The sequence below is a fragment of the Amycolatopsis anabasis genome (assembly GCF_009765355.1).
GTDB classification, from domain to species: domain Bacteria; phylum Actinomycetota; class Actinomycetes; order Mycobacteriales; family Pseudonocardiaceae; genus Amycolatopsis; species Amycolatopsis anabasis.
In genome coordinates, this window is sequence record NZ_VTHK01000047.1 from 1 (window position 1) to 21,578 (window position 21,578).

At 72.1% G+C, this 21,578-nt stretch carries 22 protein-coding genes; 12 read left to right on the plus strand and 10 right to left on the minus strand.

The window, feature by feature from the left end; all coding sequences use genetic code 11:
- The 3 genes from FXO23_RS38900 to FXO23_RS38910 all read right to left on the minus strand — a co-directional run.
- A partial coding sequence (locus tag FXO23_RS38900) for a HAMP domain-containing protein (protein ID WP_158891815.1) occupies positions 1 to 947 on the minus strand: 947 nt, incomplete at its 3' end.
- Positions 940 to 1,533: a histidine kinase gene (locus tag FXO23_RS38905; protein ID WP_158891817.1), complete on the minus strand. Its 594-nt coding sequence runs from the start codon at positions 1,531 to 1,533 to the stop codon at positions 940 to 942. The genes FXO23_RS38900 and FXO23_RS38905, both read right to left, overlap by 8 nt.
- Positions 1,533 to 2,165: a response regulator transcription factor gene (locus FXO23_RS38910; RefSeq protein ID WP_246258284.1), complete on the minus strand. Its 633-nt coding sequence runs from the start codon at positions 2,163 to 2,165 to the stop codon at positions 1,533 to 1,535. The genes FXO23_RS38905 and FXO23_RS38910 overlap by 1 nt, the downstream gene beginning before the upstream one ends.
- A 135-nt stretch (positions 2,166 to 2,300) precedes the next feature.
- Here FXO23_RS38910 and FXO23_RS38915 point away from each other — a divergent pair, with 135 nt between their 5' ends.
- Positions 2,301 to 3,377, plus strand: coding sequence for an ATP-dependent DNA ligase (locus tag FXO23_RS38915; RefSeq protein WP_179956996.1), 1,077 nt, complete (start codon positions 2,301 to 2,303; stop codon positions 3,375 to 3,377).
- Positions 3,378 to 3,451: 74 nt separating this feature from the next.
- Complete coding sequence (locus FXO23_RS38920; RefSeq protein ID WP_246258285.1) at positions 3,452 to 5,014, plus strand: alpha/beta hydrolase; 1,563 nt, start codon at positions 3,452 to 3,454, stop codon at positions 5,012 to 5,014.
- Positions 5,015 to 5,117: 103 nt separating this feature from the next.
- Here the strand turns inward: FXO23_RS38920 and FXO23_RS38925 are convergent, their stop codons facing one another.
- Positions 5,118 to 6,029, minus strand: coding sequence for a LysR family transcriptional regulator (locus tag FXO23_RS38925; RefSeq protein ID WP_158891825.1), 912 nt, complete (start codon positions 6,027 to 6,029; stop codon positions 5,118 to 5,120).
- 74 nt (positions 6,030 to 6,103) lie between these two features.
- Here FXO23_RS38925 and FXO23_RS38930 point away from each other — a divergent pair, with 74 nt between their 5' ends.
- Entirely contained in the window at positions 6,104 to 7,039 is a 936-nt protein-coding gene (locus FXO23_RS38930) for a DMT family transporter (protein ID WP_158891827.1), read from the plus strand.
- On the opposite strand, the gene FXO23_RS38935 is transcribed toward FXO23_RS38930, so the two are convergent.
- Positions 7,026 to 7,871, minus strand: coding sequence for an endonuclease/exonuclease/phosphatase family protein (locus FXO23_RS38935; RefSeq protein WP_158891829.1), 846 nt, complete (start codon positions 7,869 to 7,871; stop codon positions 7,026 to 7,028). The genes FXO23_RS38930 and FXO23_RS38935 overlap by 14 nt on opposite strands.
- A 27-nt stretch (positions 7,872 to 7,898) precedes the next feature.
- A complete protein-coding gene (locus FXO23_RS38940) occupies positions 7,899 to 8,141 on the minus strand; it encodes a DUF2630 family protein (RefSeq protein WP_158891831.1) in 243 nt (80 codons plus the stop codon).
- 88 nt (positions 8,142 to 8,229) lie between these two features.
- Here FXO23_RS38940 and trxA point away from each other — a divergent pair, with 88 nt between their 5' ends.
- A complete protein-coding gene (gene trxA, locus FXO23_RS38945) occupies positions 8,230 to 8,580 on the plus strand; it encodes a thioredoxin (RefSeq protein WP_158891833.1) in 351 nt (116 codons plus the stop codon).
- Between the two features lie 18 nt (positions 8,581 to 8,598).
- On the opposite strand, the gene FXO23_RS38950 is transcribed toward trxA, so the two are convergent.
- Complete coding sequence (locus FXO23_RS38950) at positions 8,599 to 9,156, minus strand: TetR/AcrR family transcriptional regulator (RefSeq protein WP_158891835.1); 558 nt, start codon at positions 9,154 to 9,156, stop codon at positions 8,599 to 8,601.
- Positions 9,157 to 9,249: 93 nt separating this feature from the next.
- On the opposite strand from FXO23_RS38950, the gene FXO23_RS38955 reads away from it, so the two are divergent.
- Positions 9,250 to 9,636 carry a hypothetical protein gene (locus FXO23_RS38955; protein ID WP_158891837.1) on the plus strand — a complete coding sequence of 129 codons (387 nt, stop codon included), beginning with the start codon at positions 9,250 to 9,252 and terminating at the stop codon, positions 9,634 to 9,636.
- Between the two features lie 314 nt (positions 9,637 to 9,950).
- Here FXO23_RS38955 and FXO23_RS38960 read toward each other — a convergent pair whose 3' ends face one another.
- Positions 9,951 to 10,976, minus strand: a complete 1,026-nt coding sequence (locus FXO23_RS38960) for a DNA polymerase domain-containing protein (RefSeq protein WP_158891839.1) — start codon at positions 10,974 to 10,976, stop codon at positions 9,951 to 9,953.
- A 99-nt stretch (positions 10,977 to 11,075) separates the two neighbouring features.
- On the opposite strand from FXO23_RS38960, the gene FXO23_RS38965 reads away from it, so the two are divergent.
- From FXO23_RS38965 to FXO23_RS38985, 5 genes are all read left to right on the plus strand, one after another.
- Positions 11,076 to 11,738, plus strand: a complete 663-nt coding sequence (locus FXO23_RS38965) for a TVP38/TMEM64 family protein (RefSeq protein ID WP_158891841.1) — start codon at positions 11,076 to 11,078, stop codon at positions 11,736 to 11,738.
- An 88-nt stretch (positions 11,739 to 11,826) separates the two neighbouring features.
- Positions 11,827 to 13,425, plus strand: a complete 1,599-nt coding sequence (locus FXO23_RS38970; RefSeq protein ID WP_158891843.1) for a serine/threonine-protein kinase — start codon at positions 11,827 to 11,829, stop codon at positions 13,423 to 13,425.
- A gap of 36 nt (positions 13,426 to 13,461) precedes the next feature.
- Positions 13,462 to 13,767: a hypothetical protein gene (locus tag FXO23_RS38975; protein ID WP_179956997.1), complete on the plus strand. Its 306-nt coding sequence runs from the start codon at positions 13,462 to 13,464 to the stop codon at positions 13,765 to 13,767.
- A gap of 22 nt (positions 13,768 to 13,789) precedes the next feature.
- Positions 13,790 to 14,212, plus strand: a complete 423-nt coding sequence (msrB, locus tag FXO23_RS38980; RefSeq protein ID WP_158891847.1) for a peptide-methionine (R)-S-oxide reductase MsrB — start codon at positions 13,790 to 13,792, stop codon at positions 14,210 to 14,212.
- Positions 14,213 to 14,286: 74 nt separating this feature from the next.
- Positions 14,287 to 15,045 (plus strand): TIGR04222 domain-containing membrane protein, encoded by a 759-nt coding sequence (locus FXO23_RS38985; RefSeq protein WP_158891849.1) that lies wholly within the window; start codon positions 14,287 to 14,289, stop codon positions 15,043 to 15,045.
- A 129-nt stretch (positions 15,046 to 15,174) separates the two neighbouring features.
- Here FXO23_RS38985 and FXO23_RS38990 read toward each other — a convergent pair whose 3' ends face one another.
- Positions 15,175 to 16,539, minus strand: a complete 1,365-nt coding sequence (locus FXO23_RS38990; RefSeq protein ID WP_158891851.1) for a CoA transferase — start codon at positions 16,537 to 16,539, stop codon at positions 15,175 to 15,177.
- A 166-nt stretch (positions 16,540 to 16,705) separates the two neighbouring features.
- Here FXO23_RS38990 and FXO23_RS38995 point away from each other — a divergent pair, with 166 nt between their 5' ends.
- Positions 16,706 to 19,630, plus strand: a complete 2,925-nt coding sequence (locus tag FXO23_RS38995) for a DEAD/DEAH box helicase (RefSeq protein WP_158891853.1) — start codon at positions 16,706 to 16,708, stop codon at positions 19,628 to 19,630.
- Positions 19,627 to 20,826 (plus strand): hypothetical protein, encoded by a 1,200-nt coding sequence (locus FXO23_RS39000; protein ID WP_158891855.1) that lies wholly within the window; start codon positions 19,627 to 19,629, stop codon positions 20,824 to 20,826. The genes FXO23_RS38995 and FXO23_RS39000 overlap by 4 nt, the downstream gene beginning before the upstream one ends.
- Before the next feature lie 17 nt (positions 20,827 to 20,843).
- Here the strand turns inward: FXO23_RS39000 and hemQ are convergent, their stop codons facing one another.
- Complete coding sequence (gene hemQ, locus FXO23_RS39005) at positions 20,844 to 21,536, minus strand: hydrogen peroxide-dependent heme synthase (protein ID WP_158891857.1); 693 nt, start codon at positions 21,534 to 21,536, stop codon at positions 20,844 to 20,846.
- Positions 21,537 to 21,578: the final 42 nt, after the last annotated feature.

A 21,578-nucleotide genomic window follows, 5' to 3' on the forward strand; every position in this document is an offset into this window, starting at 1 on the left:
ATCTCCCCACGGGCATCCACCGTGATCTTCTGCGACAGATCACCCTTCGCCACCGCGGTCGCCACCTGCGCGATCGACCGCACCTGCGCGGTGAGGTTGCCCGCCATGAAGTTCACCGAGGTCGTCAGGTCCCGCCAGGTGCCCGCGACCCCGGGCACCTGGGCCTGCCCGCCGAGGATCCCCTCGGTGCCCACTTCCTTCGCGACGCGGGTGACCTCGTCGGCGAACGAGGAGAGCTGATCCACCATCGTGTTGATGGTGTTCTTCAACTCCAGGATCTCCCCACGGGCATCCACCGTGATCTTCTGCGACAGATCACCCTTCGCCACCGCGGTGGTCACCTGGGCGATGTTGCGCACCTGGCCGGTGAGGTTTCCGGCCATGAGGTTCACCGAAGTGGTCAGGTCCCGCCAGGTGCCGCCGACGCCGGGCACCTCGGCCTGACCGCCCAGCCGCCCCTCGTTGCCGACCTCCCGGGCGACCCGGGTGACCTCGTCCGCGAACGAGGAGAGCTGATCCACCATCGTGTTGATGGTGTTCTTCAGCTCGAGCATCTCGCCCTTGACGTCCACGGTGATCTTCTGGGACAGATCGCCCTTCGCCACAGCGGTCGCGACCTCGGCGATGTCGCGGACCTGGCCGGTCAGGTTCCCGGCCATCGCGTTCACCGAATCGGTGAGGTCCTTCCAGGTGCCGGAAACCGCGGGCACCGCGGCCTGACCGCCGAGTTTGCCGTCCGTGCCGACCTCGCGCGCGACCCGGGTGACCTCGGAGGTGAACAGGGCGAGCTGGTCCACCATGCCGTTGAACACGGCGGCCATCTCGTCCATCAGCACGTCGCCCACCTGGGGCAGCCGGGTGCTGAAATCGCCGTCGCGCACCGCCTTCAGGCCCTGCAGGAGCTGCTCCAGCGGCGCGTCACCCAGTGCCGTCGTTCGATCAGGCATCGGCGCACTCTCCTTCACTCGCCACTTCGCCCAGGGGGTCCGGTTCGGGCAGCGGGGCGCGCAACCGCGCCACCAGCGCCCGCAACCGCTGAACCGCGTCCTGCACCGCCGCGCCGAGCTCGAGCACCTGCGCCCGGTCCGGTTCGGGAATCCGCCCGGCCAGCAGCTGCAGGCGCATCCCGGTGGCGACCATGGTCTGGACCGGATCGTCGTGCAGTTCGTCGGCGATCGCCCGGCGCTCGGTCTCCCGGGTCCGCCGCTCCCCGGTCAGCTCCCGGATGAGCACGCCGAAACCGTGCGGCGCGCCCCGCTCGTCGGTCACTGCGGTGAACGCGACGGCCGCCGCGAACCGGGTGCCGTCCTTGCGGACGATCCAGTCCGCCGCTTCCGGCCCGGCCTCGATCCGCTCGGCCCAGGGCGCGCACACCGAGAAGGGGCGGCCGACGATGTCGCCGGGCGGGTACCCGGTGAGCCGCTCGGCTCCGGAGTTCCAGCTGAGGACCTTCCCGTCCGGGTCGAGCAGGCAGATCCCGTACTCGGTCAGGCCCTGCACGAGGAGCCGGTAGGTGCGATCGTCGGCGTGCACTAGTCGATCAGCCCTCTCCCTCTGGCGAGGGCGACCGCCTCGGTATCCGAATGCGCGCCCAGTTTGGCGAAGATTCGCTGAAGGTAATGCCGCACGATGGGCCGGGCCAGTTGCAGTTCCTCCGCGATGCGGTCGGTGTCCGCGCCGCCCGCGATCAGGCCGAGCACCTCGCGTTCCCGGGTGGTGAACAGCGGATCGGTCTCGCCCCGCCGGGCCGGTTGCTCGTCGCCCCCGGCCAGCAGGCTGGATTCGAACGTCATATGGCCCGCGGCGACCACCCGGATCGCCTGCACCAGATCCTCGAACATGCCGGATTTGAGCAGGAGCCCGGCGCCTCCGGCCTCGATGACCCGTGCGACGATCGCGCTGCTCGCGTCCCCGGTGAAGACCAGCACCCGGCTGCCCGGCGAGACGGCGCGCAACCGCCCGATCGCCGCGATGCCGTCACCGTCGGGCAGCCTGCGGTCCAGCAGGATCACGTCGGGGCGGTGCGTCCCGGTGGCCGCGAGGGCTTCCGCGATCGACCGGGCGCACGCGAGGAGCTTGATGTCGCGGACCTCGTCGAAGGCCAGCCGGAGCGCCTCGGCGACCATGTCGTGGTCCTCGACGAGCAGTACGCGCACCGGGTTCACCGCAAAACTGTCATCCGACGGGGGCGTCACCGCCTCATTCTTGAACCTTCCGCGTGCTCCGGCTAGCGCCATTGGCGTGCTGCAATTCCGTCGTTACGGGTGGCGGGATGATCCGGAAAAGGCAGAATGACGTTCATGTCGTTGCCTGTGGAACCGCCGGTCAAGCCGATGCTCGCGCGTGCGGTGAAGAAGATCCCGGACAGCACCGAGCTGCTGTTCGAGCCGAAATGGGACGGGTTCCGCTGCCTGGTGTTCCGCGACGGCGACGAGCTGACCCTGCAGTCGCGTTCACTCAAACCGCTGAACCGCTACTTCCCCGAGGTCCTCGACCGGCTGCGCGCGACGCTGCCCGAACGGATCGTGCTGGACGGCGAGCTGGTCGTCGGGCGCGACGGCAAGCTCGACTTCGACGCGCTCACCGAGCGGATCCACCCGGCCGACAGCCGGGTTCAGCTGCTGGCCGAGCAGACCCCGGCCAGCTACGTGGCCTTCGACGTGCTCGCCCTGGGCGATCGGTCCTTCCTGGACGAACCGACCGGCGTCCGCCGGAACCACCTGGAGAAACTCGGCTCCGAGGGCGTGCACCTCACCCCGGCCACCGGCGACCCGGAAACCGCGCGGCACTGGTTCACCCTGTTCGAGGGGGCCGGGCTGGACGGGGTGATCGGCAAACCGCTGAACGAGCCGTACTCCCCGGGCAAGCGGATCATGTTCAAGTACAAGCACTCGCGCACCGCGGACTGCGTGCTGGCCGGGCTGCGCTGGCATGTGGAAGCCCCGGACGGCGGGGCCGTCGGGTCGATCATGCTCGGGCTCTACGACGAGGCGGGCGTGCTGCACCACGTGGGCGTGGTCGGCTCGTTCCCCGCGGAGCGGCGGCGCGAACTGGCGACCGAGCTGTCCGAGCTGATCACCGACGGCGAGCATCCGTGGCTCGGCGACGCGACGGTCGAGGGCCAGCGGCTGCCCGGCGGGATCAACCGGTGGCGGTCGACCGAGCAGGCGTGGGTGCCGTTGCGGCCGGAACGGGTCGTCGAGGTCTCCTACGAGCACACCGAGGGCGGCGTTCCCACGAGGTTCCGGCACAACGCGCAGTTCGTGCGGTGGCGGCCGGACCGCGAACCGGGTTCGTGCGGCTACGCGCAGCTGGAGGAACCCGCCCGCTACGACCTGGACGCGGTCTTCCACGGCGAGGTCCGCCGCACGCGGTGACCCCCGTTCACCCGCCTCATACCCACGGCATGCGAGGGTCACGGGGTCCGTACGCAGAAAGTGAGGCCCCCGCCGTGCCCCGCCGTGGTCCCGCCCGCCGACGCGGGTGGCTCGTGCTCGCCGCCCTGGTTCCCGTCGTGCTCGCCGGGTGCACCGCGGGGCCGTCGATCCGCCCACCGGTCGTGGAGAACGACGGTCCGCCGCCGCAGCAGCAGGCAAGCGCCGGCCAGACCGCGCCGCTGCCGCCGCTGGCCGAGCCGCGGGATCCCGCGATCGAGTGGAGCGACTGCGACGAGGAGACCCGCACCCGGCTGGGTTCCCCCGGGGTGCCGGACTCGCTGCGGTTCTCCTGCGCCAAGGTGGCGTCCCGACTCGACGCGCCGGACCTGCCGGGCCGGGGCATCACCCGGATCTCGGTGCTCAAGGTGGGCACCGGCACCGTCCCGCTGGTGGTGGTCAACGACATCGACGGCGAACCCGGGACCCTGTACGCCGCCCGCCTGGCCGCGACGCTGCCGCCGCAACTGCTGGAGCGGTTCTTCCTGGTGGGAGTGGATCGCCGGGGCAGCGGGCAGTCGTCCGCGGTGAGCTGCATCCCCCAGGACATCCGGCAGCAGCTGGTCGGCCTCGACCCGGCGGCGCCGGACACCGAGCCGTTGCTGGACGCGGCCCGGAAGGCGGGCCAGCAGTGCACGATCGACCTGGCGAACCAGCAGCAGGCGCTGGACAGCTGGCGCGCCGCGGGGGATCTCGAGGAGATCCGGGACCAGCTCGGCGTGCCCAAGCTGAACGCGCTGTCCCGCGGTGAGGGATCGAAGGTGCTCACCGCGTACGAGGTCCGGTACACCGGGCAGGTCGGCCGGTTCGTGCTGGACGGGATCCCCGACCCGTCCCCGGACGCCGCCACCGCGCTGGACGGCGTCGCCGCCGGACTCCAGTCCACATTGGACGCATTCGGCGCGGACTGCGCCCGGCGCGGCTGCCCGCTCGGCGGCGACGCGCGGGCCGCGGTGACCACGCTCGCCGACCGGCTCCGCACCGCGCCGCGGGTGCTCCCGGACGGCACGACGTTCGGCCCCGCGCTGGCGATGTACGCGGTGGCGGGCGGGCTCGCCCAGCGGGACCGCTGGCCGGAACTCGCCGACGGCATCGCCGCCGCGCGCGACGGCGATCCGGCGAAGCTCGCCGCCTTCGCGACCCCGCTGTTCAGCGGCACCAAACTCACCCCGGCCCGGATCGACGGGATCATCGCGACCAAGTGCAACGACACCGCCACCCGCCTGCCCGCCGACCAGATCAACGCGGTGACCGCCGCCCTGCGGTCGAAGTACCCGGTGTTCGGCGGCCTGGTCGGGCAGCAGCTCGCGTGGTGCGGCCCGTGGCCGGTGCGCCGCGAGCCGGTGCCGCCGCTCGGCGCGGGCGGGGGGCCGCCGATCATGGTGGCCAGCACCGCGGTCGACCCGGTGACCCCGGAACAGGGCACCATCCGCTCGGCGCAGCAGTTGCCCGGCGCGGTGCGCGTCGCCTGGCAGGGCTCCGGCCACGGCGCCCTCGGCTCACCGTGCGTCGCCGAAGCGGTCCGCGCCTTCCTCGCCGACGGCAAACCCCCGGTCGACGGCCAACTCTGCCCCGCCTAGCCCCTTCCATGAGGGGACCCCTCCGGACAAATTTCGTCATGAGGGGACCCCTCCTAACAGCCGGTGTTAGGAGGGGTCCCCTCATGACACCTCGGCTCGGGGGTCAGGTCGTGGCGGCGGAAACCTTTTCCGAGGCGGCGCGCAGGGCGTCGACGCAGGCCCGGATCGCGCCGTGCTCGGCGTCCGCCCGCCACACCGCGTAGATCGTCCGCCGCAGCACCGGCCGGGTCGCCAGGATTCGCACGCCGTCGGGCACCACCTCCCGGGCCAGCCGCGGCACCAGGGCGGCGACCAGGTTCCCCGCCACCAGGGCCAGCTGGGTCGGGTACCCGGCGACCGTGCAACTCACCTGCGGCCGCATGCCCTGCCCCCGCAGGACCTGCAACAGCCATTCGTGGCAACCCGAACCCGCCGTCCAGCCCACCCACGGGATGTCGTCCACTTCGGACAGATCGACCACCTTGCGGTGCGCCAGCCGGTGGCTCACCGGCAACGCCAGATCGGCGATGTCGGAGAACAGCGCGGCCCGCGCGGTGGAATCGGGGAACGTGGTGGGCAGATCGTCCCAGCTCTCGATGACCGCCAGGTCCAGATCTCCCCCGGCGACCCGGGGCAGGGTCTGCTCGGCCTCCCCCTCGGCCAGGTTCACGGTCAGCCGCGGATGCTGCACGGCGAGGGTGGCGAGCGCCCGCGGCAGCAGCGCGTGCACGGTCGTCGGGATCGCGCCCACGTGCACCGGGCCGATGAGGTCCTCGCGCAGCAGGTCGAGATCGGCGCGGGCCGCGGCGACCTGCGCGAGGATGCGTTCGGCGTGCTCGGCGAGCACGTGCCCGGCGCTGGTGAGCCGGACCCCTCGGCCGCGCGGTTCGAGCAGCCGCTGCCCCGCCTCCCGTTCCAGCTTCGCGAGTTGCTGCGACACCCCGGACGGCGTCACGTGCAACGCGGTCGCGGCGGCCGCGACCGATCCGTGCACGGCGACCGCGTGCAGCGCGCGCATCCGCTCCAATCCGAACACGGTAGAAATGCTACCGAATCATACGCAGAAACATTCGCTTGTCGTTGACAGTCGCGCCGCCCAAGCTGGAGTGTGTGACCACGACCGAAGCTCCCGCCCAGCCTGCCACCGCACCGGCGAACCCGCTGTCCGCGCTCGCCGACCGGATCGACGCCCGCGTGCTGGCCGCCGTGGGGAGCCTGTGCATCTCGGCGTCGTCGATGTTCGTCAAGCTCTCCGGGACGAGCGCCGGGACGAGCGTGTTCTACCGGTGCCTGCTCGCCCTGCCGATCCTGATCCCGCTCGCCTGGTGGGAACGGCGGCGTGCTGCCTCGGGAATTCGGCGGCGCGTCGCGTTGCCGCTGATCGCCGGGGCGCTGCTCGGCGTGGATCTGGTGCTGTGGTGCGAAGCGATCGGCACCGTCGGCGCGGGCATCGCGACCGTGCTGGTGGCGGTGCAGGTGGTGATCGTGCCGGGCCTGGCCTTCCTGTTCTTCCGCGAACGCCCGCACGCGCGCTACCTGCTCGCGGTGCCGGTGATGCTGGGCGGGATCGTGCTGGCCGGCGGTATCGCGGACACGAACGCGTTCGGGCCGGATCCGGTCTACGGCACGGTGACCGGCGTCCTCGCGGGGGCCGCGTACGCCGGATACCTGCTGCTGTTGCGCGTCGGCACCGGTCCGGGCACGCAGGTGCACTCGGTGTGCCTGGCGACCGTGTCCGCCGGGGCGGTGGCCCTCGCGCTCGGCCTGCCGTGGCACGGGATCGACTTCGCGCCGGGCTGGCCCGCGTTCGGCTGGCTGATCGCGCTCGCCGTGGCCGGGCAGGCGGTCGGCTGGCTGCTGATCGCCGCCGCGCTGCCCCGGCTGTCCGCGAGCACCGGCGCCACCCTGCTGCTGCTCCAGCCGATCGGCGCGGTCCTGCTCGGGGTCGGCCTGCTCGGCGAGGCGCCGAGCTGGCTGCAGCTCACCGGCTGCGCCGCGGTGATCGCCGCCGTGTGCTTCGCCACCGGCCGGGCTAGGGACAGGTGAACTCGGCGAGCACCGGCCGGTGATCGGACGCCCGCGTGTCCGGGACCCCGGCCGTTGCGACGGGCCACCGGCCGGTCACGTAGTCGATCCGCTTCACCGGCGCCTCCGCCGGATAGGTGCGGCCGCCGTTCCCCGGACCGTGCGCCGCCGACCACGCGTCCGGCATGCGCGCGAACAGCGGGGCGAGTTCGGGGGCGCCGGGTTCGGCGTTGAAGTCGCCGAGCAGGAGCTGCCGGGCGCCCGGCCGGTCCGGGCCCAGGATGCGCACGGTCTCGGCGACCTGCCGCTGACGGATGGCCGGATCCGGGCGGAAATCCAGGTGGGTGACGTAAACGTGCACCGGAATGCCGCGCACGGCGAGCACGGCCTCCCCGAACCCGGGCGCGGGCTTCGGCACCGGACCCGGGTCCACTGTGGACAGCCGGGTGAGCCGGTGGTTCCCGGTGCGCAGGATCGGGTACCGGCTCAGCACGGCGACGCCGTACTGGCGGCGCCGGTCGTGGCCCGGTTCGGGGTCCAGGTCGTAGATCGGGGCGAAGAACACCGACATCCCGGTCAGCCGGGCCAGCTCCGCGGCCTGATCGGCGTACCCGCTGCGCGCGCTCCAGTGCACGTCGACTTCTTGCAGGCCAACGATTTCCGCTCGGCTCTCGGTGATCACCCGGGCCGTTCGGGCGAGATCAAGCCGCCCGTCGGCGCCGATCCCGGCGTGGATGTTGTAACTGAGCACGCGCGGCGACCGCGGCCACGAGGCCCGCGCTCCGCCGGTCAACAGGGCCGAGAACACCAGCACGACGAGCAGGACGGCACCGGATCCGCGGAAACGCCTCACGCCGGACGAGCGTAGTGGGCGCGGCGGTTACTGGCGGTAGGACTCCACCTGGTCGATCGGGCGGGCCTTCGCGGCGTTCGGGTCCTGGTTGAACTCGGCGTTCGCCCGGCGCTGCCGGAGCAGGTCCCAGCACTGGTCGAGCCGCTGCTCGAGCAGGCCGAGGCGGCCCTGCTCCTCGACGGTCAGGCCGTTGCCGACGGCTCTTTTGCGCAGCTCGCGCTCTTCCTCGACGAGTTCGTCGATGCGGCTGATGATCTCTTCGTCTGCCATGTCCCGCACGGTACGCGCTCCGGCCGGGGAATGCGGGACGGCGACGGGGACGTTGGGATGGGTGGCAGATCGCCCGCGAAAGGACGCCATGAGCACTCTCGAGCTGACCAAGGACAACTTCGACGAGATCGTTTCCGGCAACGATTTCGTCGTGATCGACTTCTGGGCAGGCTGGTGCGGGCCGTGCCGGATGTTCGCGCCGGTCTTCGAGGAGGTCTCGGAACGGCACGACGACGTGGTCTTCGCGACCGTGGACACCGAGAGCCAGCAGGAGCTGGCCGCCGCGTTCGAGGTCCGGTCGATCCCGACGCTGGCGATCATCCGGGACCAGGTGCTGGTCTACGCCCAGTCCGGCGCGCTGCCCGAGCCCGCGCTGGAAAGCCTGCTGACCCAGGCGAAGGAACTCGACATGGAGCAGGTCCGCGCCGAGGCGACCTGACCGCTTCCGGGCAGGCGGTCAGGGGGCGAGCAGGGCGGTGAACCGGGCGAGGGCTTCGTCGGTGCGCCGCACGTCGCCGGAGAGGAACCGGTCCAGCAGCAGCCCGCGCAGGGTCGCGACGACCAGCGTCGCGGCCGCCGGGTCGAGCCGGTCCGGGCGAGCCTGGTCGCCGAAGAAGTCCAGCCAATCGGTGACCAGGGCGCGGCCACCGTCCGCATACGCCTCCGGATGCGTCAACGCGTGCGCCTGCACCTCGAAGAACAGCCGCAGATACGGCGTGTTCTCCGCATCCGTCAACCACTCCCAGATGGCACCCAGCATGCCCGCCCGGGACGCGTCTTCCACGGTGTCCAGGTACTCCGCGAGCTGCGCCGACAGCCGCCGCCGCGCCTCGGCGAGCACCTCGGAGACCAGCTTCTCCTTGCTGCCGAAGTCGTAGAGCAGCATGCGCGTGCTGGTCCCCAGGGCGGCGGCGAGGGGCCGCAGGCTGAGCCCGGACAGCCCCTGGCCCAGCACGTAGTCGGTGGCCTTCGCCAGCGTCACCGCGCGGCGCCCGGGTTCCGGCGGCCTGGCCATGGCACTCTCCTCGACAATCAGATCTCGACAAGTGGACCCCCACCTGCCACCCTATTACTGACACAGTTGTTTCATTAACGGGGGTGGGGGACCATGATCGATGTGCCGGTGGACCGCTCGACCCGCCGGATGCGCGTCATCCTGGGCGTGGACGCCGTCTGGGAGGTCGTGCTGGCCGCCGCGCACCTCGCGATCCCGTGGGGACCGCTGGGGCTGCCCCCGGCCAGACCGTGGTGGCTGTTCGTGACGATCGGCGTCGGCTCCCTGGCCTTCGCGCTGGTGCTGGCCGCGGCCGCGCGCGGGCGGGACACCGTCGCGGTCTGCGTCGCCGCCGCGATCGGCAACGCGCTGACCGCGCTGGCTTTCCTGATCGTGCTGGTGTTCCTGCCGAACCTGCACTTCGCCTGGTTCGTCGGGGTGGCGGTCACGGCGGTCTGCTGCGCCGCCTTCGCCGCACTCGAATGGCAGGCCCTGAGCTAGGCGAGTTGTTCCCGACTGGGCAGTGGTCGTAGGCGATCGGGTGGCGGGCTCGCCGGTGGCGCTTCGGCCGAATGGGCTTCGTCGCGCATGCGAGTGCGGTGGACACTTTGGGAAGGAGTGCCCTCGTTACGTGGGCAAGTACCGCAATTCGCCGCCGAATTGACGTGGTGCTGGGGCCTGCCTGTGGGGCGAGGGAACCGGGCGCTGGGGGGGCGTGAGTGTTCAGACACCGCCAGGATTGGGGACTCACTCGTCCAGGTGTCAGTGCCCGTCTGAGAACTCGCTCCGCGAGTTACCCGGCGCAAGTTCCAGTTTCAGACGTCTCTGTCAGGACGCGCCCGGCTGGGCTGCACGCGTTTCGGCTCGCCTGGCATCTTCGGGTAGTCCGGCGGATACGGCATGTCGCCCAGCCCGTGCTCCCGTTCGTCGCGGGCGTACCACTCGAGCGCGGTCTCCAGCCCGAACGCCTGCTCGTCCATCGCCGCGTGCGGATCCCCGTGCTCGGCGAACCAGTCCGGCACGGTCAGCACGTCGAAGTCGTCGGGCTGCACCTCGCCGAGCTGTTCCCAGGTCAGCGGCGTGGACACGGTGGCCCGCGCGGTGCCGCGGACCGACCAGGTCGAGGCGACGGTCCGGTCCCGGGCGGCCTGGTTGTAGTCCAGGAAGACCCGGCCGTTCCGTTCCTCCTTCCACCAGGCGATGGTCGCCTTCTCCGGCAGGCGGCGCTCGACCTCCCGCCCGAGCGCGATCACCGCGTGGCGGAAGTCGATGAAGTCCCATTCCGGCCGGATCCGCACCAGCACGTGGATGCCGCGGCCGCCCGAGGTCTTCGGATAACCGGTCAGCCCCGCGTCGGCGAGCACCGCGCGGACCGTCCCGGCCACCTCGACCGCGTCCGCGTACCCGGTCGAATCGGACGGGTCGATGTCGATGCGCAGTTCGTCCGGGTGATCGACCCGGGGCCGCCGCACCGGCCAGGGGTGGAAGTCCAGCGTGCCCAGATTGGCCGCCCAGGCGAACACCGCGGGTTCGGTCGGGCAGACCTCCTCGGCCTTGCGTCCCGACGGGAACGTGATCTCGACCTTGTCCACCCAGTCCGGGGCGCCCTTGGGCACGCGCTTGGCGTAGAAGAACTCGCCCGCCACGCCGTCCACGAACCGCTTCAGCGTGGTCGGCCGCTCACCGATCGCCCGCAGCAGCGGTTCGCCGACCGCGATGTAGTACTCGACCACCTGCCGCTTGGTGATCCCGCGCTCGGGGAAGTACACCTTGTCCGGACTGGACACCCGGACCGTGCGCTCGCCTACCCGGTATTCGACCGCTTCGCCGTGTTTGGGCACGAAGTCACCCTAGCGCGCGGCCGGTCGCCGGCCGGGCAACCTTGATCGCGGCCCGGCTCGCGCGTCACCCGGATCCCCGGGTGCCTTACCGTGGAACGTGTGTCTCGCCGGACCAAACTGATCGTCGCGCTCGCGTTGCTCACCGTGCTCGTGGTGGCGGCGTTCGTCCTGCCGGTGCCCAGCCCGGCCGAGTTGCGCGACTGGGCGTCGGACGCCGGGCCCGCGACCGCCGTGGTCTTCCTGGCCGCCTACTCGGTGCTCACCGTGGCGCCGATCCCACGCACCGTGTTCAACCTCGCCGCGGGGCTGCTGCTGGGAAATCCGGTGGGCATTCTGGTGGCGATCGTGGCGACGGGGATCTCCGGCGCGCTCGGTTTCGGGCTGGCCCGGTTGCTCGGCCGCGATCTGGTCGCCCGGCACCTGCACCGCACCTCGGTCCGCGCGGTGAACGAACACCTGTCCGGCGGCGGGGTGCTCGCCGTCGCCTCGCTGCGCCTCATCCCGCTCGTTCCGTTCGCGCCGCTGGGCTACTGCTGCGGCGTCTCCAGTTTGCGGCTGCCGCCGTACCTGCTCGGCACCGTGCTCGGCAGCCTGCCCGGCACGATCGCGGTCGTGGTCCTCGGCGACGCCCTCACCGGCACCACACCGCCCGCCCTGCTCGCCTGTTACGCCGGATTCGCACTGGTCGGCGCGATCGGGTTGTACCGGGTCATCCGTAAAGCCGGACTACGGCCTGGAGAACCGGCCGCCGCGGAGTCCTGACAGGCGCGGCGACCGGCGACCGCGATCCCGCGCCCGCTACACTCGTCCGGGTGCGCGAGGGGAGTTCGCGCGCGGGTCTTGCCAACGAATGCGGGTAGTTTCGTCAGGAGTAGGCGTCATCGACACCGGTCAGCTGATCGCAGGGCATTATCGCCTTGTCGAGCACATTGGAACGGGCGCCATGGGCGTCGTCTGGCGTGCCATCGACGAGCGCCTGGAACGGTCCGTGGCCGTCAAGCAGATCCTGGCGCAGCCCGGGCTCTCCCCCGCCGAACGCGACAACGTCCGCCAGCGCGCCATGCGGGAAGCCAAGAACGCAGCGCGTTTCCAGCACCCCAACGCGATCGTGGTGTTCGACATCGCCGAGCACGAGGGCGATCCGTGCCTGGTGATGGAGTACCTGCCCTCGCGCAGCCTGTCCGCGGTGCTGGCCGAGCGGCCCACCCTGGACCTGCCGCACGTGGCCAGCATCGGCAAGCAGGTCGCGTCCGCGCTCGTGGTCGCGCACCGGGCCGGGATCGTGCACCGCGACATCAAACCGGGCAACATCCTCATCGACGAGAACGGCACCGCGAAGATCACCGACTTCGGGATCTCCCGGGCGGCGGGTGACCTCACTCTCACCCAGACCGGCCTGATCGGCGGCACGCCCGCGTACCTCGCGCCGGAACTAGCCCGGGGTTCGGATCCCACTCCCGCGTCCGATGTGTTCTCGCTCGGCGCCACGCTGTACCACGCGCTCGAAGGCCAGCCGCCGTACGGCAACAGCGCCAACCAGCTCGCCCTGCTGTACACCGCGGCGAACGGACAGGTGATCCCGCCGAAGCAGGCCGGTCAGGCGACCGCGCTGCTGATGAGCCTGCTGCGCAGCGAGCCGGAGGAAAGACCGAGCATGCTCGAGGCCCGCCAGCGGCTGGCCTCGCTCGCCTACGACCACCCGAGTTCACCGGGGACCCTGGCCTCCCCGCCGCTCTACCAGCCGGGCCGCCAGCCCGCCGCGGTCGACTCCGCACCGGCCGAGCCGCCGCCGTGGAAGCGCACCGAGAACAACGGCGCGGCCACCCCGCCGCCGCGGACGCCGACCGCGGCCTTCGTGCCCTCCGCGGCGAAGAGCGCCGCCCCGGCACCGGCGGCGAAGAGTTCGAACGGCATGGACGGGAAGCGCAAGGCCATCCTGGGCGGTTCGGTGGCGGCGGTGGTGGCCGTCGTAGCCGTGGTGGTGTTCCTGATCCTGAACTCCTCCGGGGGCGGCGACACCCCGCCCCAGGAGACGACCGGCCCGTCTTACTCGGCCGCCCCATCCCAGTCGCAGAGCAGTCCGAGCAGCAAGCCGCCCGCCGCGCTGGGGAAGACCCCGAGCAGCGGTTCGGTGATCCCGTGGGGGGCCGCGGGACAGACGGTCGAGAAGTTCTACGACCTGCCCCAGAGCGCGTCCGCCTCGTGGAACCTGCTCACCCCGGCGGCACAGCAGGTGTACGGCAGCTTTGCGGAATTCCAGCAGTACTGGTCGGCGCGCCCGGTGGATGGCTTCCGGGGCATCGCGGCGGCCAACAACAGCAACAATCCGGACGGCTCGGTCGATATGCGGCTCGCCAGCCTGACCTACGGCGGTCAGACCAAGCAGGTGATCCTGCGCGTGATCGACGCCGGGGGCGGCAAGCTGCTCATCGACAGCGACACCAAGTAATTACGCCAGCAGGCGCGCATGCCTTACCGTGGTTCCATGGCCGATATCGGACGTTCCGGACCCGGTCGAAACCCGCGCTTCGACGACGACCTGATCGGGCTCGATCCCAACGATCCGGAGGCCCGGGCTTTCGCCGAGCACCTGGACCGCATGCAGAAGTGTGAACCGACGTTCACCGTCGAGGCGTCCATCAGCGGGGTGGCCGATTTCGCCGACTCCAGCAACCGCCTGGGCGGCATCCGCTGGTGGGGTGCCGCGCTGCTGGTGGTGCTCATCCTGGTCGGCGTGATCGTCGCCTCGTGGGACATCGTGGTGCGCGCTTTGGAGTGGCTCGCCGAGTAGCGTGGGACGTATGAAACCCGGCATGAAGCCCGTTACCGGGGCGACACCGCGCGTGGTGAAGTCCGAGCAGGAGTGGCGGGAGCAGCTAGGCCCGAAGGAGTACGCCGTCCTCCGGCAGGCCGCCACCGAACGGCCCTTCACCGGCGAGTACAACGACACCAAGACCGAAGGCGTCTACGAGTGCCGCGCCTGCGGCACCGAACTCTTCCGGAGCCAGGAGAAGTTCGAAAGCCACTGCGGCTGGCCGTCGTTCTTCGATCCGGCCGACTCCGATGCCGTGCTGCTGCGCGAGGACCGCACCATGGGCATGGTGCGCATCGAGGTGCTGTGCGCGAACTGCCACAGCCACCTCGGCCACGTCTTCGAGGGCGAGGGCTATCCGACGCCCACCGACCAGCGGTACTGCATCAACTCGATCGCGCTCAAACTGGTGCCCAAGCCGTAATCCGAACCGGCCCGAACCGCCTCTTTCCGCCGCTAGCCTGGCGAAGCAACTCAGCGGGGGCGGAGGTCGTGGCGATGGACCAGCCCGGGGACCTGGCCGACCCGGTCTTCCTGGTGGTCTACGGCATCCTGCTCGCCCTGCCGGTGGTGCTCGGCGTGCTGTGGTCGCGGTTCCTGCTGCGCGCTCCCCGCGCGGACACGCCCCGATCCCCCACGCCGTACCAGCTCGCCTACCTCGCGGGCGACTCGGAACGGGTCGCGGACACGGCACTCGCCGCGGCCCTGGCGAACGAGCAGGTGCGGCTGGACCCTGCGGGTGTGCTGTCCGCGACGACCCGCCCGGCGACCGGGCCGTTCGAGCGCCATGTGCAGTCGTGCGCACGGCACGGGGTCACCCCGTACGTGATCAAACTGCTCCTCGTCCGCTCGGAACCGATGCGAGCCCTGAAACGGGACCTCGTCGGGCGCGGCCTGCTCGTCGACGCGGGCCCGTGGCGGCGCGTCTGCTGGACGGTTTACGCCTGTTACGCCGTCGTGTTCCTCTTCGGCCTGACTCAGACCAGCACCGGGGTGCCGATCGGGGACCTGGCCGCGGTCCTCGTCCTGGCCGCCGTGGCCGCGATCGTGGCGCTGGCGTGGGCGACCGGAACCGGGCCCACCCGCCCGAGCCGGGCCGGGAAGCGGCTGCTGCGGCAGGCCCGGCGAGACGAGCCCGCGGACACGGCCACCCGGGTCGCCCTCGGCGGGCTCACCCGGCATCCGGAGCCCGCGACGGGACGTGCCCTCGCGTGGCCGTCCCGGTCGTGCGCACGCGCGGAGCATCGCGATGGATGAGGCCGTGCTCGTGGGGCGCCCGGGTGGGGAACCCGCCTACCGAAATGGGGAACTCGGCAGACCGGAACGGGGAACTCGCACGTCCGAAACGGGGGACTCGCGTTGGCGGCGGTGCGCGAGTCGCGCGGGTTACCAGGCGGCGGGGTCCGTGCCGGGGCGGTGCGAGCCGTGTGTCCATTGTGGATTGGCGGCGGGGAGGGTGCCGGGGACGCGGACGTGGGTGAGCGTGCCGAACTGGCTCTCGGTCTGCGTCAGCAGGTCGGTTATGTCCGCTTCGGCGTGTCCGGGATCCTTGCGCCCCAAGGAGTCCAGCCACTGGCCGGTGCGGGCGAGGGCGAGCCGGGCGTGCCAGCTGCCGCCTTCGGTGGCGCGGCGGCGGAGCGCGGTCATCGCCACCGCGGCGGCGAGCCAGCCGGTGGCGTGGTCGAGGGCCTGCACCGGCAACGCCCGCGGCTCGTCGACGCCCGCCACCCGCGCGCCCTCGTCGGCGATCCCGGTGGCCATCTGCACCAGGCTGTCGAATCCGCGCCGCCGGGCCCACGGGCCCGCCCAGCCGTACGCGTTCAGGTCCACGACCACGATCCCGGGCCGCGCCGCCGCCAGTTCCGCGGGGCCGAAACCTCGGCGGGCCAAGGAATCCGGGCGGAAGGACTGGATGAGCACGTCCGCCTGCGCGATCAGTTCCCAGAGCCGGTCCCGGCCGGATTCGGTGCGCAGGTCCACGAAGGCCGAGCGCTTCCCCATGCCGGTGTCGACCACCAGCGGGGCGACGGTCGGCAGGTGCGCGGCCCCGATGTGCAGCACGTCCGCGCCGTGCGCGGCCAGGGTCCGGCCGGCGACCGGCCCGGCGATCACGTGGGTCAGCTCCAGCACCCGGACCCCGCCCAGCGGCCGATCGGCGCCGGGCAGGTCCCGGGGCGGCGCCGAACCGATCGGGGTGAGTTCCGCCAGCGGAAGCCCGGCGAGCGCCGCGCCCGGCGGACTCGCGAGCCAGTCCGCCCGGCTCCGCATGGCCGCGGCCGCGCCGCCCGCCGCGATGACGGCTTCCTGGACGTCCCAGGAATCACGGCCTGCGACGGCTTCGGCCACCGCCGCCTTGTCCTCGGGCACCCCGAGCGCGCGGGCCACCGCGGTCGCGTGGTGCGGGTAGTTGCAGTGCAGCCGCACCCAGCCGTCGGCGGCCCGGTAGTCGCCCGACACCGACGACCACACCGATCCCGGTGACCCACCGTCCACGCGCAGGTACCGTTCGCTGCCGAACGCGGCCGCGGCGTGCCGCGCGTCCACCGACACCACCCCGGGGTCGATTCCCCGCAGCCGCAACAGTTCCGCCGCCGCGAGCGTGGTCGCCGCGACGCTCGCCGAGGCCGCGGCGGCCACCCGGAACGGCCCCGGCAGCACGGACTCGTTCCCGGTGACGGCGACCACTCCCGGATCGAGCGCCTCCCCGGTCAACGACCCCCACAATCCGGCAAGCTCGCTGTCGATCTTCATGACTTCACGCTATCCCCGCCCCGCCTTAGTACGCTCTCACGCCATGGGGTGCGCCACACACGACGACGATCACACGCCGTGGTGGCCCCGCACCCCCGCTCCGCCCCTGGCGTACCCGGTGCCAGACTGCGAACCGCCCTCGTAGACCGTCGCTACAGGAGCATCGATGTTGTTGCAGGCCGTCGCCCCGCCGGGACCGCTCACGCTGGTCCCCGGTCGCAGCCTGGACGGCCAGTTGCGGCGCCAGGCACACGACTACCCCGGTCTGCCCGGTGACCTCGGGCAGCTCCTGACCGAGCTGAACGCCCGGACGGACGGGATCGCGGCGACGATCCGCCCGGCGCGCGCCGAGGGCGGCGACCCGAGCCTGCAGCTCTACGCGCCGAGCTACCTCGTCCAGCTGTTCCCGACCCGGCGGGGCGACGCCTACACGCTCGGCTCGATCTCCCCGCTGCGGCTGTACGACTACCACCGCCTCACCCAGGGTTACCTCCTGCTGCGCCCGGCCGGCTGGCGGATGGCGCCGGAGGCCGGACCGCTCCCCGCGGGTTCGGACGCGCACTGGTCCGCCGTCGCGGCCGCCTGGCAGCGGCTCACCGAGCAGATCGCCAACCGGGCGGCGCCCGCCGCCGCGAACACGGCTTTCCCGGACACCCTGGACCGCCTGATCGACGCGACCGAGCGGATCACCGCGGACGCCGCCGCCGCGACCCCGCCGTTCCCCTACCGCGAGGTCCGCGCCCCCGGCGCGCCGAGGACGTACGAGTTCCAGGTCACCGGCGACCGCATGCCCGGGCACGGCACGTTCGTCCGGGTGCGCGGCGAGCGCGGCCGGGTCACCGCGGTCACCGGTGGCTGGGCCACGGTCCGGTTCGACCTGCCGGTCGACTGGAAAAGCCTGCCCCCGCAAGGCGAGCTGGCGGTGACCCCGGACGACGCCGTGTTCGCGCGGCAACGGGACGCGGTCGAACCGCTGCGCACCGGGGCCGCCGCCGGAAGCCCGCTGTCCCTGCTCGCGGGCGGCCAGGTGCGGGCGATCCCGCCGATCCCCGACGAACCCGCCGAGCACCTGGACAGCGACCAGCTCAACGCGTTCCGCAAGGCGCTGGCCGTACCGGACCTGCTGCTGGTGCTCGGGCCGCCCGGCACCGGCAAGACCCGCACGATCGGTCAGCTCGTCCGGGCCAACGCGCGCGGCCGGGGCCGGGTGCTGCTCACCGCGCGCACGGAGCAAGCCGTGGACGACATAGTGTCCCGCCTGCCGCGCGAGCAGGTGGCCGTCCGGATCGGCACCGAGGGCAAGGTGACCGCCGAGGGCGAACCGCGGCTGCTGGAACGCCGGGCGGCGGAACTGCGCGAGGGGATCCTCAAGACCACCGAACGGTCGCTCGCCGCGTTCGAGGACATCGAGGTCACCGCGGGCTGGGCCCGCGAACTGGAGACCCGGACCGACACCCTGCTCCAGCTGGTCGCCGAGGAGGGCCGGGCCCGCGCCGAACTGCTCGCGGCGCGGCGCGCGGCCGGTGGCGCGGTCCAGGCCCGGCTGGACGAGCTCGCGGCGCGCTCCCGCCAGAACGAGCAGGCCCTGGGCCTCAGCCTGGCCCGGGTGGAGCGGCTCACCCAGCGCTGCCAGGCGGCCCGCACGAACGCCGAGCGGCCGGGGCTCGGCCCGGTGTACCGCATGGTGGCCCAGCTCGAGGACCGGCGGCTCGCGGCCGAACGCCGCAACGGTGAGCGCCTGCATTCCTCGGGGGTGCGGATCCGGGCCGAACTGGACGCCGCCACGCGGGAACTGGAGGCGGTCACCCGCGACGCCCCGGCGGTGCGGGTGGTGCACGACGCGATCATCGAGATCGTCCGGCGCCGCGACGAAGCCCGGATCGGCGCGCTCAAGGCGGCGCGTGCGGTGCACACCGCGGTCAACGGGATGGACACCCCGCCGCCGGTCGCCGAGGGCGCCGATCTGTCGGCCACGGCGCGCGATCTGACCGCCCTGCGCGACTGGGTGCGGCAGCGGATGCCGCTGCTCGCGGCGCGCGCGAAACTGCTCACCGACTGGCGCGCCGAGGTTTCCGGGCCGTCGCGGCGGCTGCATCCCGAGCTGATCCGGTACGCGGACGTGGTCGCCACGACCGCCACCGACGCCGCGTCCCGGCCCGAACTGTCCGAAGTGGACTTCGATCTGTCCGTGGTGGACGAGGCCGGGCAGCTCGGGCTGACCGAGGTGCTGGTGCCGCTGACCCGGGCCCGCCGCGGCGTGCTGGTGGGCGATCCGCAACAGCTCCCGCCCCTCCCGGAGGCCGAATCGGCGGCCTGGGGCCCGCACGCCGAGGACCCGGAACTGCGGCGGTTGCTGGCGAAGAGCGCCTTCACCTTGTTCGCGGAGGCGCTCCCGGCGAGCCACCTCGTCCGGCTCACCCGGCAGCGGCGGATGCCCGCGGTGATCGCCGATTTCGTCTCGGCGGCCTTCTACGACCTCAAGCTGCGCACCGATGTCGTGCGCTCGCACCGCGATCCGCTGTTCGGCAGCCCGCTGGCCTTCATCGACACCGCCGAACTCCCACCGGCCAAGCGGTACGAACAGGACGCGGGCGATCGCGAACGGTTCCGCCAGCGCGGTTTCACCAACCTGGCCGAGGCGAAGGTGCTCGCCGAGCTCGCCGCCTTCTACCACCGGCGGCGGGCCGAATGGGCGCTGCTCGTCCCCTATCGCGCGCAGGTCGACCGGATCGGCGCGATCCTGACCCGGCTCACCGGCGACCCGGCGGCGGTAAGGTCCAATGTGGACACCGTGGATTCCTTCTCCGGCGGGGAACGCGACGTGATCCTCTACGGCTTCACCCGGGCCAACGCCGAGGGCGCGGTCGGTTTCCTCGGCGAGCTCCGCCGGGTGAACGCGGCGATCACCCGGGCCCGCCACCAGCTCGTGCTGGCCGGTGACCTGAGCACGTTGACCGGTGCGGACGACGAGGGTTTCCGCGCGCTGGCGAAATCCCTGCGCGACTACGTCGCCGAGCGCGGCGAGCTCCGCGGTTACGTGGAGATCCGGGACCGGCTGGCCGAATCCGGTGCGGAGATGGATCACGTATGACCGGCCTGATCCCGTACCCGGTGGAACGCGCGCTCGAGGACGCGGCATACGCGCAGGGGATCGCGCCCACCCGGATCTTCGCGCTGCTGCTCCCGGTCTGGCGGATCGAATTCCGGGCCACGATCACCGAAGCGGCGCCCTACGCACTCGTCGACCGGTACCTCGAGCGCGGGATCGCCGAAGCCGGGCTGAACACCACCGCCGAGCTGGCCGGGTTCTTCGCCCTGGACGAACCGCTGGTCGACCGCGCGCTACGCGCCCTGGTCGCGGCCGGGCACGTCACCGAGTCGAGCGGGCGGTTCGCGCTGACCGCGCTCGGCGAGCGGTCGCTGCGCGATCAGGTGCGGTACGTGGTCACCCCGGGCGCCCGCCGCGAGCTGTACTTCGACGGCTTCGGCTCGCGCCCGCTGCCCCGGGCCTACTACGATCGGAAGGCGGTGACCCTGCTCGACCAGGACGGCCTCGCCGCGGCCCTGGCTCGCCGGGACGGCCCGCGGTTCCAGCCGCTGCCGGTGCTGCGAAGTTTCCGCCCGGAGGTCCTCACCGAACTCAACGCCCATCCCGAACGCGAGCGCTACCACCTGCCCGCGCGGATCGACCAGCCGGAAGGCCTCGGCCAGGCGATCGCGCACCTGCCGCTGTACGTCGTGCGCGGGACCGGGGCGGACGGGCGCGCCCGCCACCTCGCGTACTCCCAGCTCGGCCCGCGGGCCGATGCGGACCTCACCGCGCTGTGCGAACAGACCCCGGAAATCGTGGCCGCGTGCGAGAACGAGGAACGCGACGCCCTGCGGGACGCCGATCAGCGGTGGATCCACGACTGGTTGAGCCGGCACGACCTCGAGCGGCACCGCCCGGTCGCGCTGCCCGGCGGCGCCTGGCGGGTCACGCTGCCCGGCGCGAGCTTCGGCGGCGCGGTGCCGATCGGCAAACTCGGCTCGTTCGTGGTACGAGGCAGCAACGTCTGCCACGTCTGGTGCACCGACGAGCAGGTTCGCCGCCGCGCGCTGCTGCAACGCATCGACCACTACCTCGGCACGCGGTCCCGGGTCGAACCGGCGGACGTCCTGGACCACATCGCGCGCGTCGCCCGGCAGCTCGAACTCGGCGCGATGAACATCGCGACGCTGCACCAGATCGCCATGAAGAACGGCAAACCGGAACTGGCCGCCGCCCTCACCCGCCTCGACACCTGACGTCGTGCGATACCGGGTTACGGGAGGTTGGTGATGAGTTCGGCGGGCGGGACGCGGGTGCCGGTGTAGAACGGGATCTCCTCGCGGACGTGCAGCCGCGCCTCGGTGCCGCGCAGGTGCCGCATCAGGTCGACGATCCGGTGCAGCTCGTCGGCTTCGAAGGCCAGGATCCACTCGTAGTCGCCGAGCGCGAACGAGGCCACCGTGTTCGCCCGCACGTCCGGGTAGTCGCGGGCCTCCCTGCCGTGGTCGGCGAGCATCTTGCGCCGCTCGTCGTCCGGCAGCAGGTACCACTCGTAGGACCGCACGAACGGGTACACGCAGATGTACTTGCGCGCTTCCTCCCCCGCCAGGAAGGCCGGGATGTGGCTCTTGTTGAACTCGGCCGGCCGGTGCAGCGCGACCTGGCTCCACACCGGAGCGGACGCGCGGCCCAGCGGCGTGCGGCGGAACCCGGTGTAGGCCGCCTGGACCTGTTCGATCTCCTCGGCGTGCCACCAGATCAGGTAGTCGGCGTCGGCCCGCAATCCGGCCACGTCGTACACGCCGCGGACGACGACCCCCTTGCTCTCCAGGGCATCGAGGTACTCGACGGTCTCCCGCACGGCGGGACCGCGATCCTCGCCGAGCCGCCCCGGTTCGACCCGGAACACCGACCAGGCGGTGTAGCGAATGGTGTCGTTGAGCTCGTTGTAATTCAGCCGTGCCATATCGCCATCCTCCCACCCGCGCGACCGGACGGGCCACGAGGT

What these genes read in the sequence shown, in the direction of transcription:
- FXO23_RS38915 (WP_179956996.1), top strand. Translation starts at nt 2,301, where the DNA reads ATGTCGTTGCCTGTGGAACCGCCGGTCAAGCCGATGCTCGCGCGTGCG.
- FXO23_RS38940 (WP_158891831.1), bottom strand. Translation starts at nt 8,141, where the DNA reads ATGGCAGACGAAGAGATCATCAGCCGCATCGACGAACTCGTCGAGGAA.
- trxA (WP_158891833.1), top strand. Translation starts at nt 8,230, where the DNA reads ATGAGCACTCTCGAGCTGACCAAGGACAACTTCGACGAGATCGTTTCC.
- FXO23_RS38950 (WP_158891835.1), bottom strand. Translation starts at nt 9,156, where the DNA reads ATGGCCAGGCCGCCGGAACCCGGGCGCCGCGCGGTGACGCTGGCGAAG.
- FXO23_RS38955 (WP_158891837.1), top strand. Translation starts at nt 9,250, where the DNA reads ATGATCGATGTGCCGGTGGACCGCTCGACCCGCCGGATGCGCGTCATC.
- FXO23_RS38970 (WP_158891843.1), top strand. Translation starts at nt 11,827, where the DNA reads ATGCGGGTAGTTTCGTCAGGAGTAGGCGTCATCGACACCGGTCAGCTG.
- FXO23_RS38975 (WP_179956997.1), top strand. Translation starts at nt 13,462, where the DNA reads ATGGCCGATATCGGACGTTCCGGACCCGGTCGAAACCCGCGCTTCGAC.
- msrB (WP_158891847.1), top strand. Translation starts at nt 13,790, where the DNA reads ATGAAGCCCGTTACCGGGGCGACACCGCGCGTGGTGAAGTCCGAGCAG.
- FXO23_RS38985 (WP_158891849.1), top strand. Translation starts at nt 14,287, where the DNA reads ATGGACCAGCCCGGGGACCTGGCCGACCCGGTCTTCCTGGTGGTCTAC.
- FXO23_RS38990 (WP_158891851.1), bottom strand. Translation starts at nt 16,539, where the DNA reads ATGAAGATCGACAGCGAGCTTGCCGGATTGTGGGGGTCGTTGACCGGG.
- FXO23_RS38995 (WP_158891853.1), top strand. Translation starts at nt 16,706, where the DNA reads ATGTTGTTGCAGGCCGTCGCCCCGCCGGGACCGCTCACGCTGGTCCCC.
- FXO23_RS39000 (WP_158891855.1), top strand. Translation starts at nt 19,627, where the DNA reads ATGACCGGCCTGATCCCGTACCCGGTGGAACGCGCGCTCGAGGACGCG.
- hemQ (WP_158891857.1), bottom strand. Translation starts at nt 21,536, where the DNA reads ATGGCACGGCTGAATTACAACGAGCTCAACGACACCATTCGCTACACC.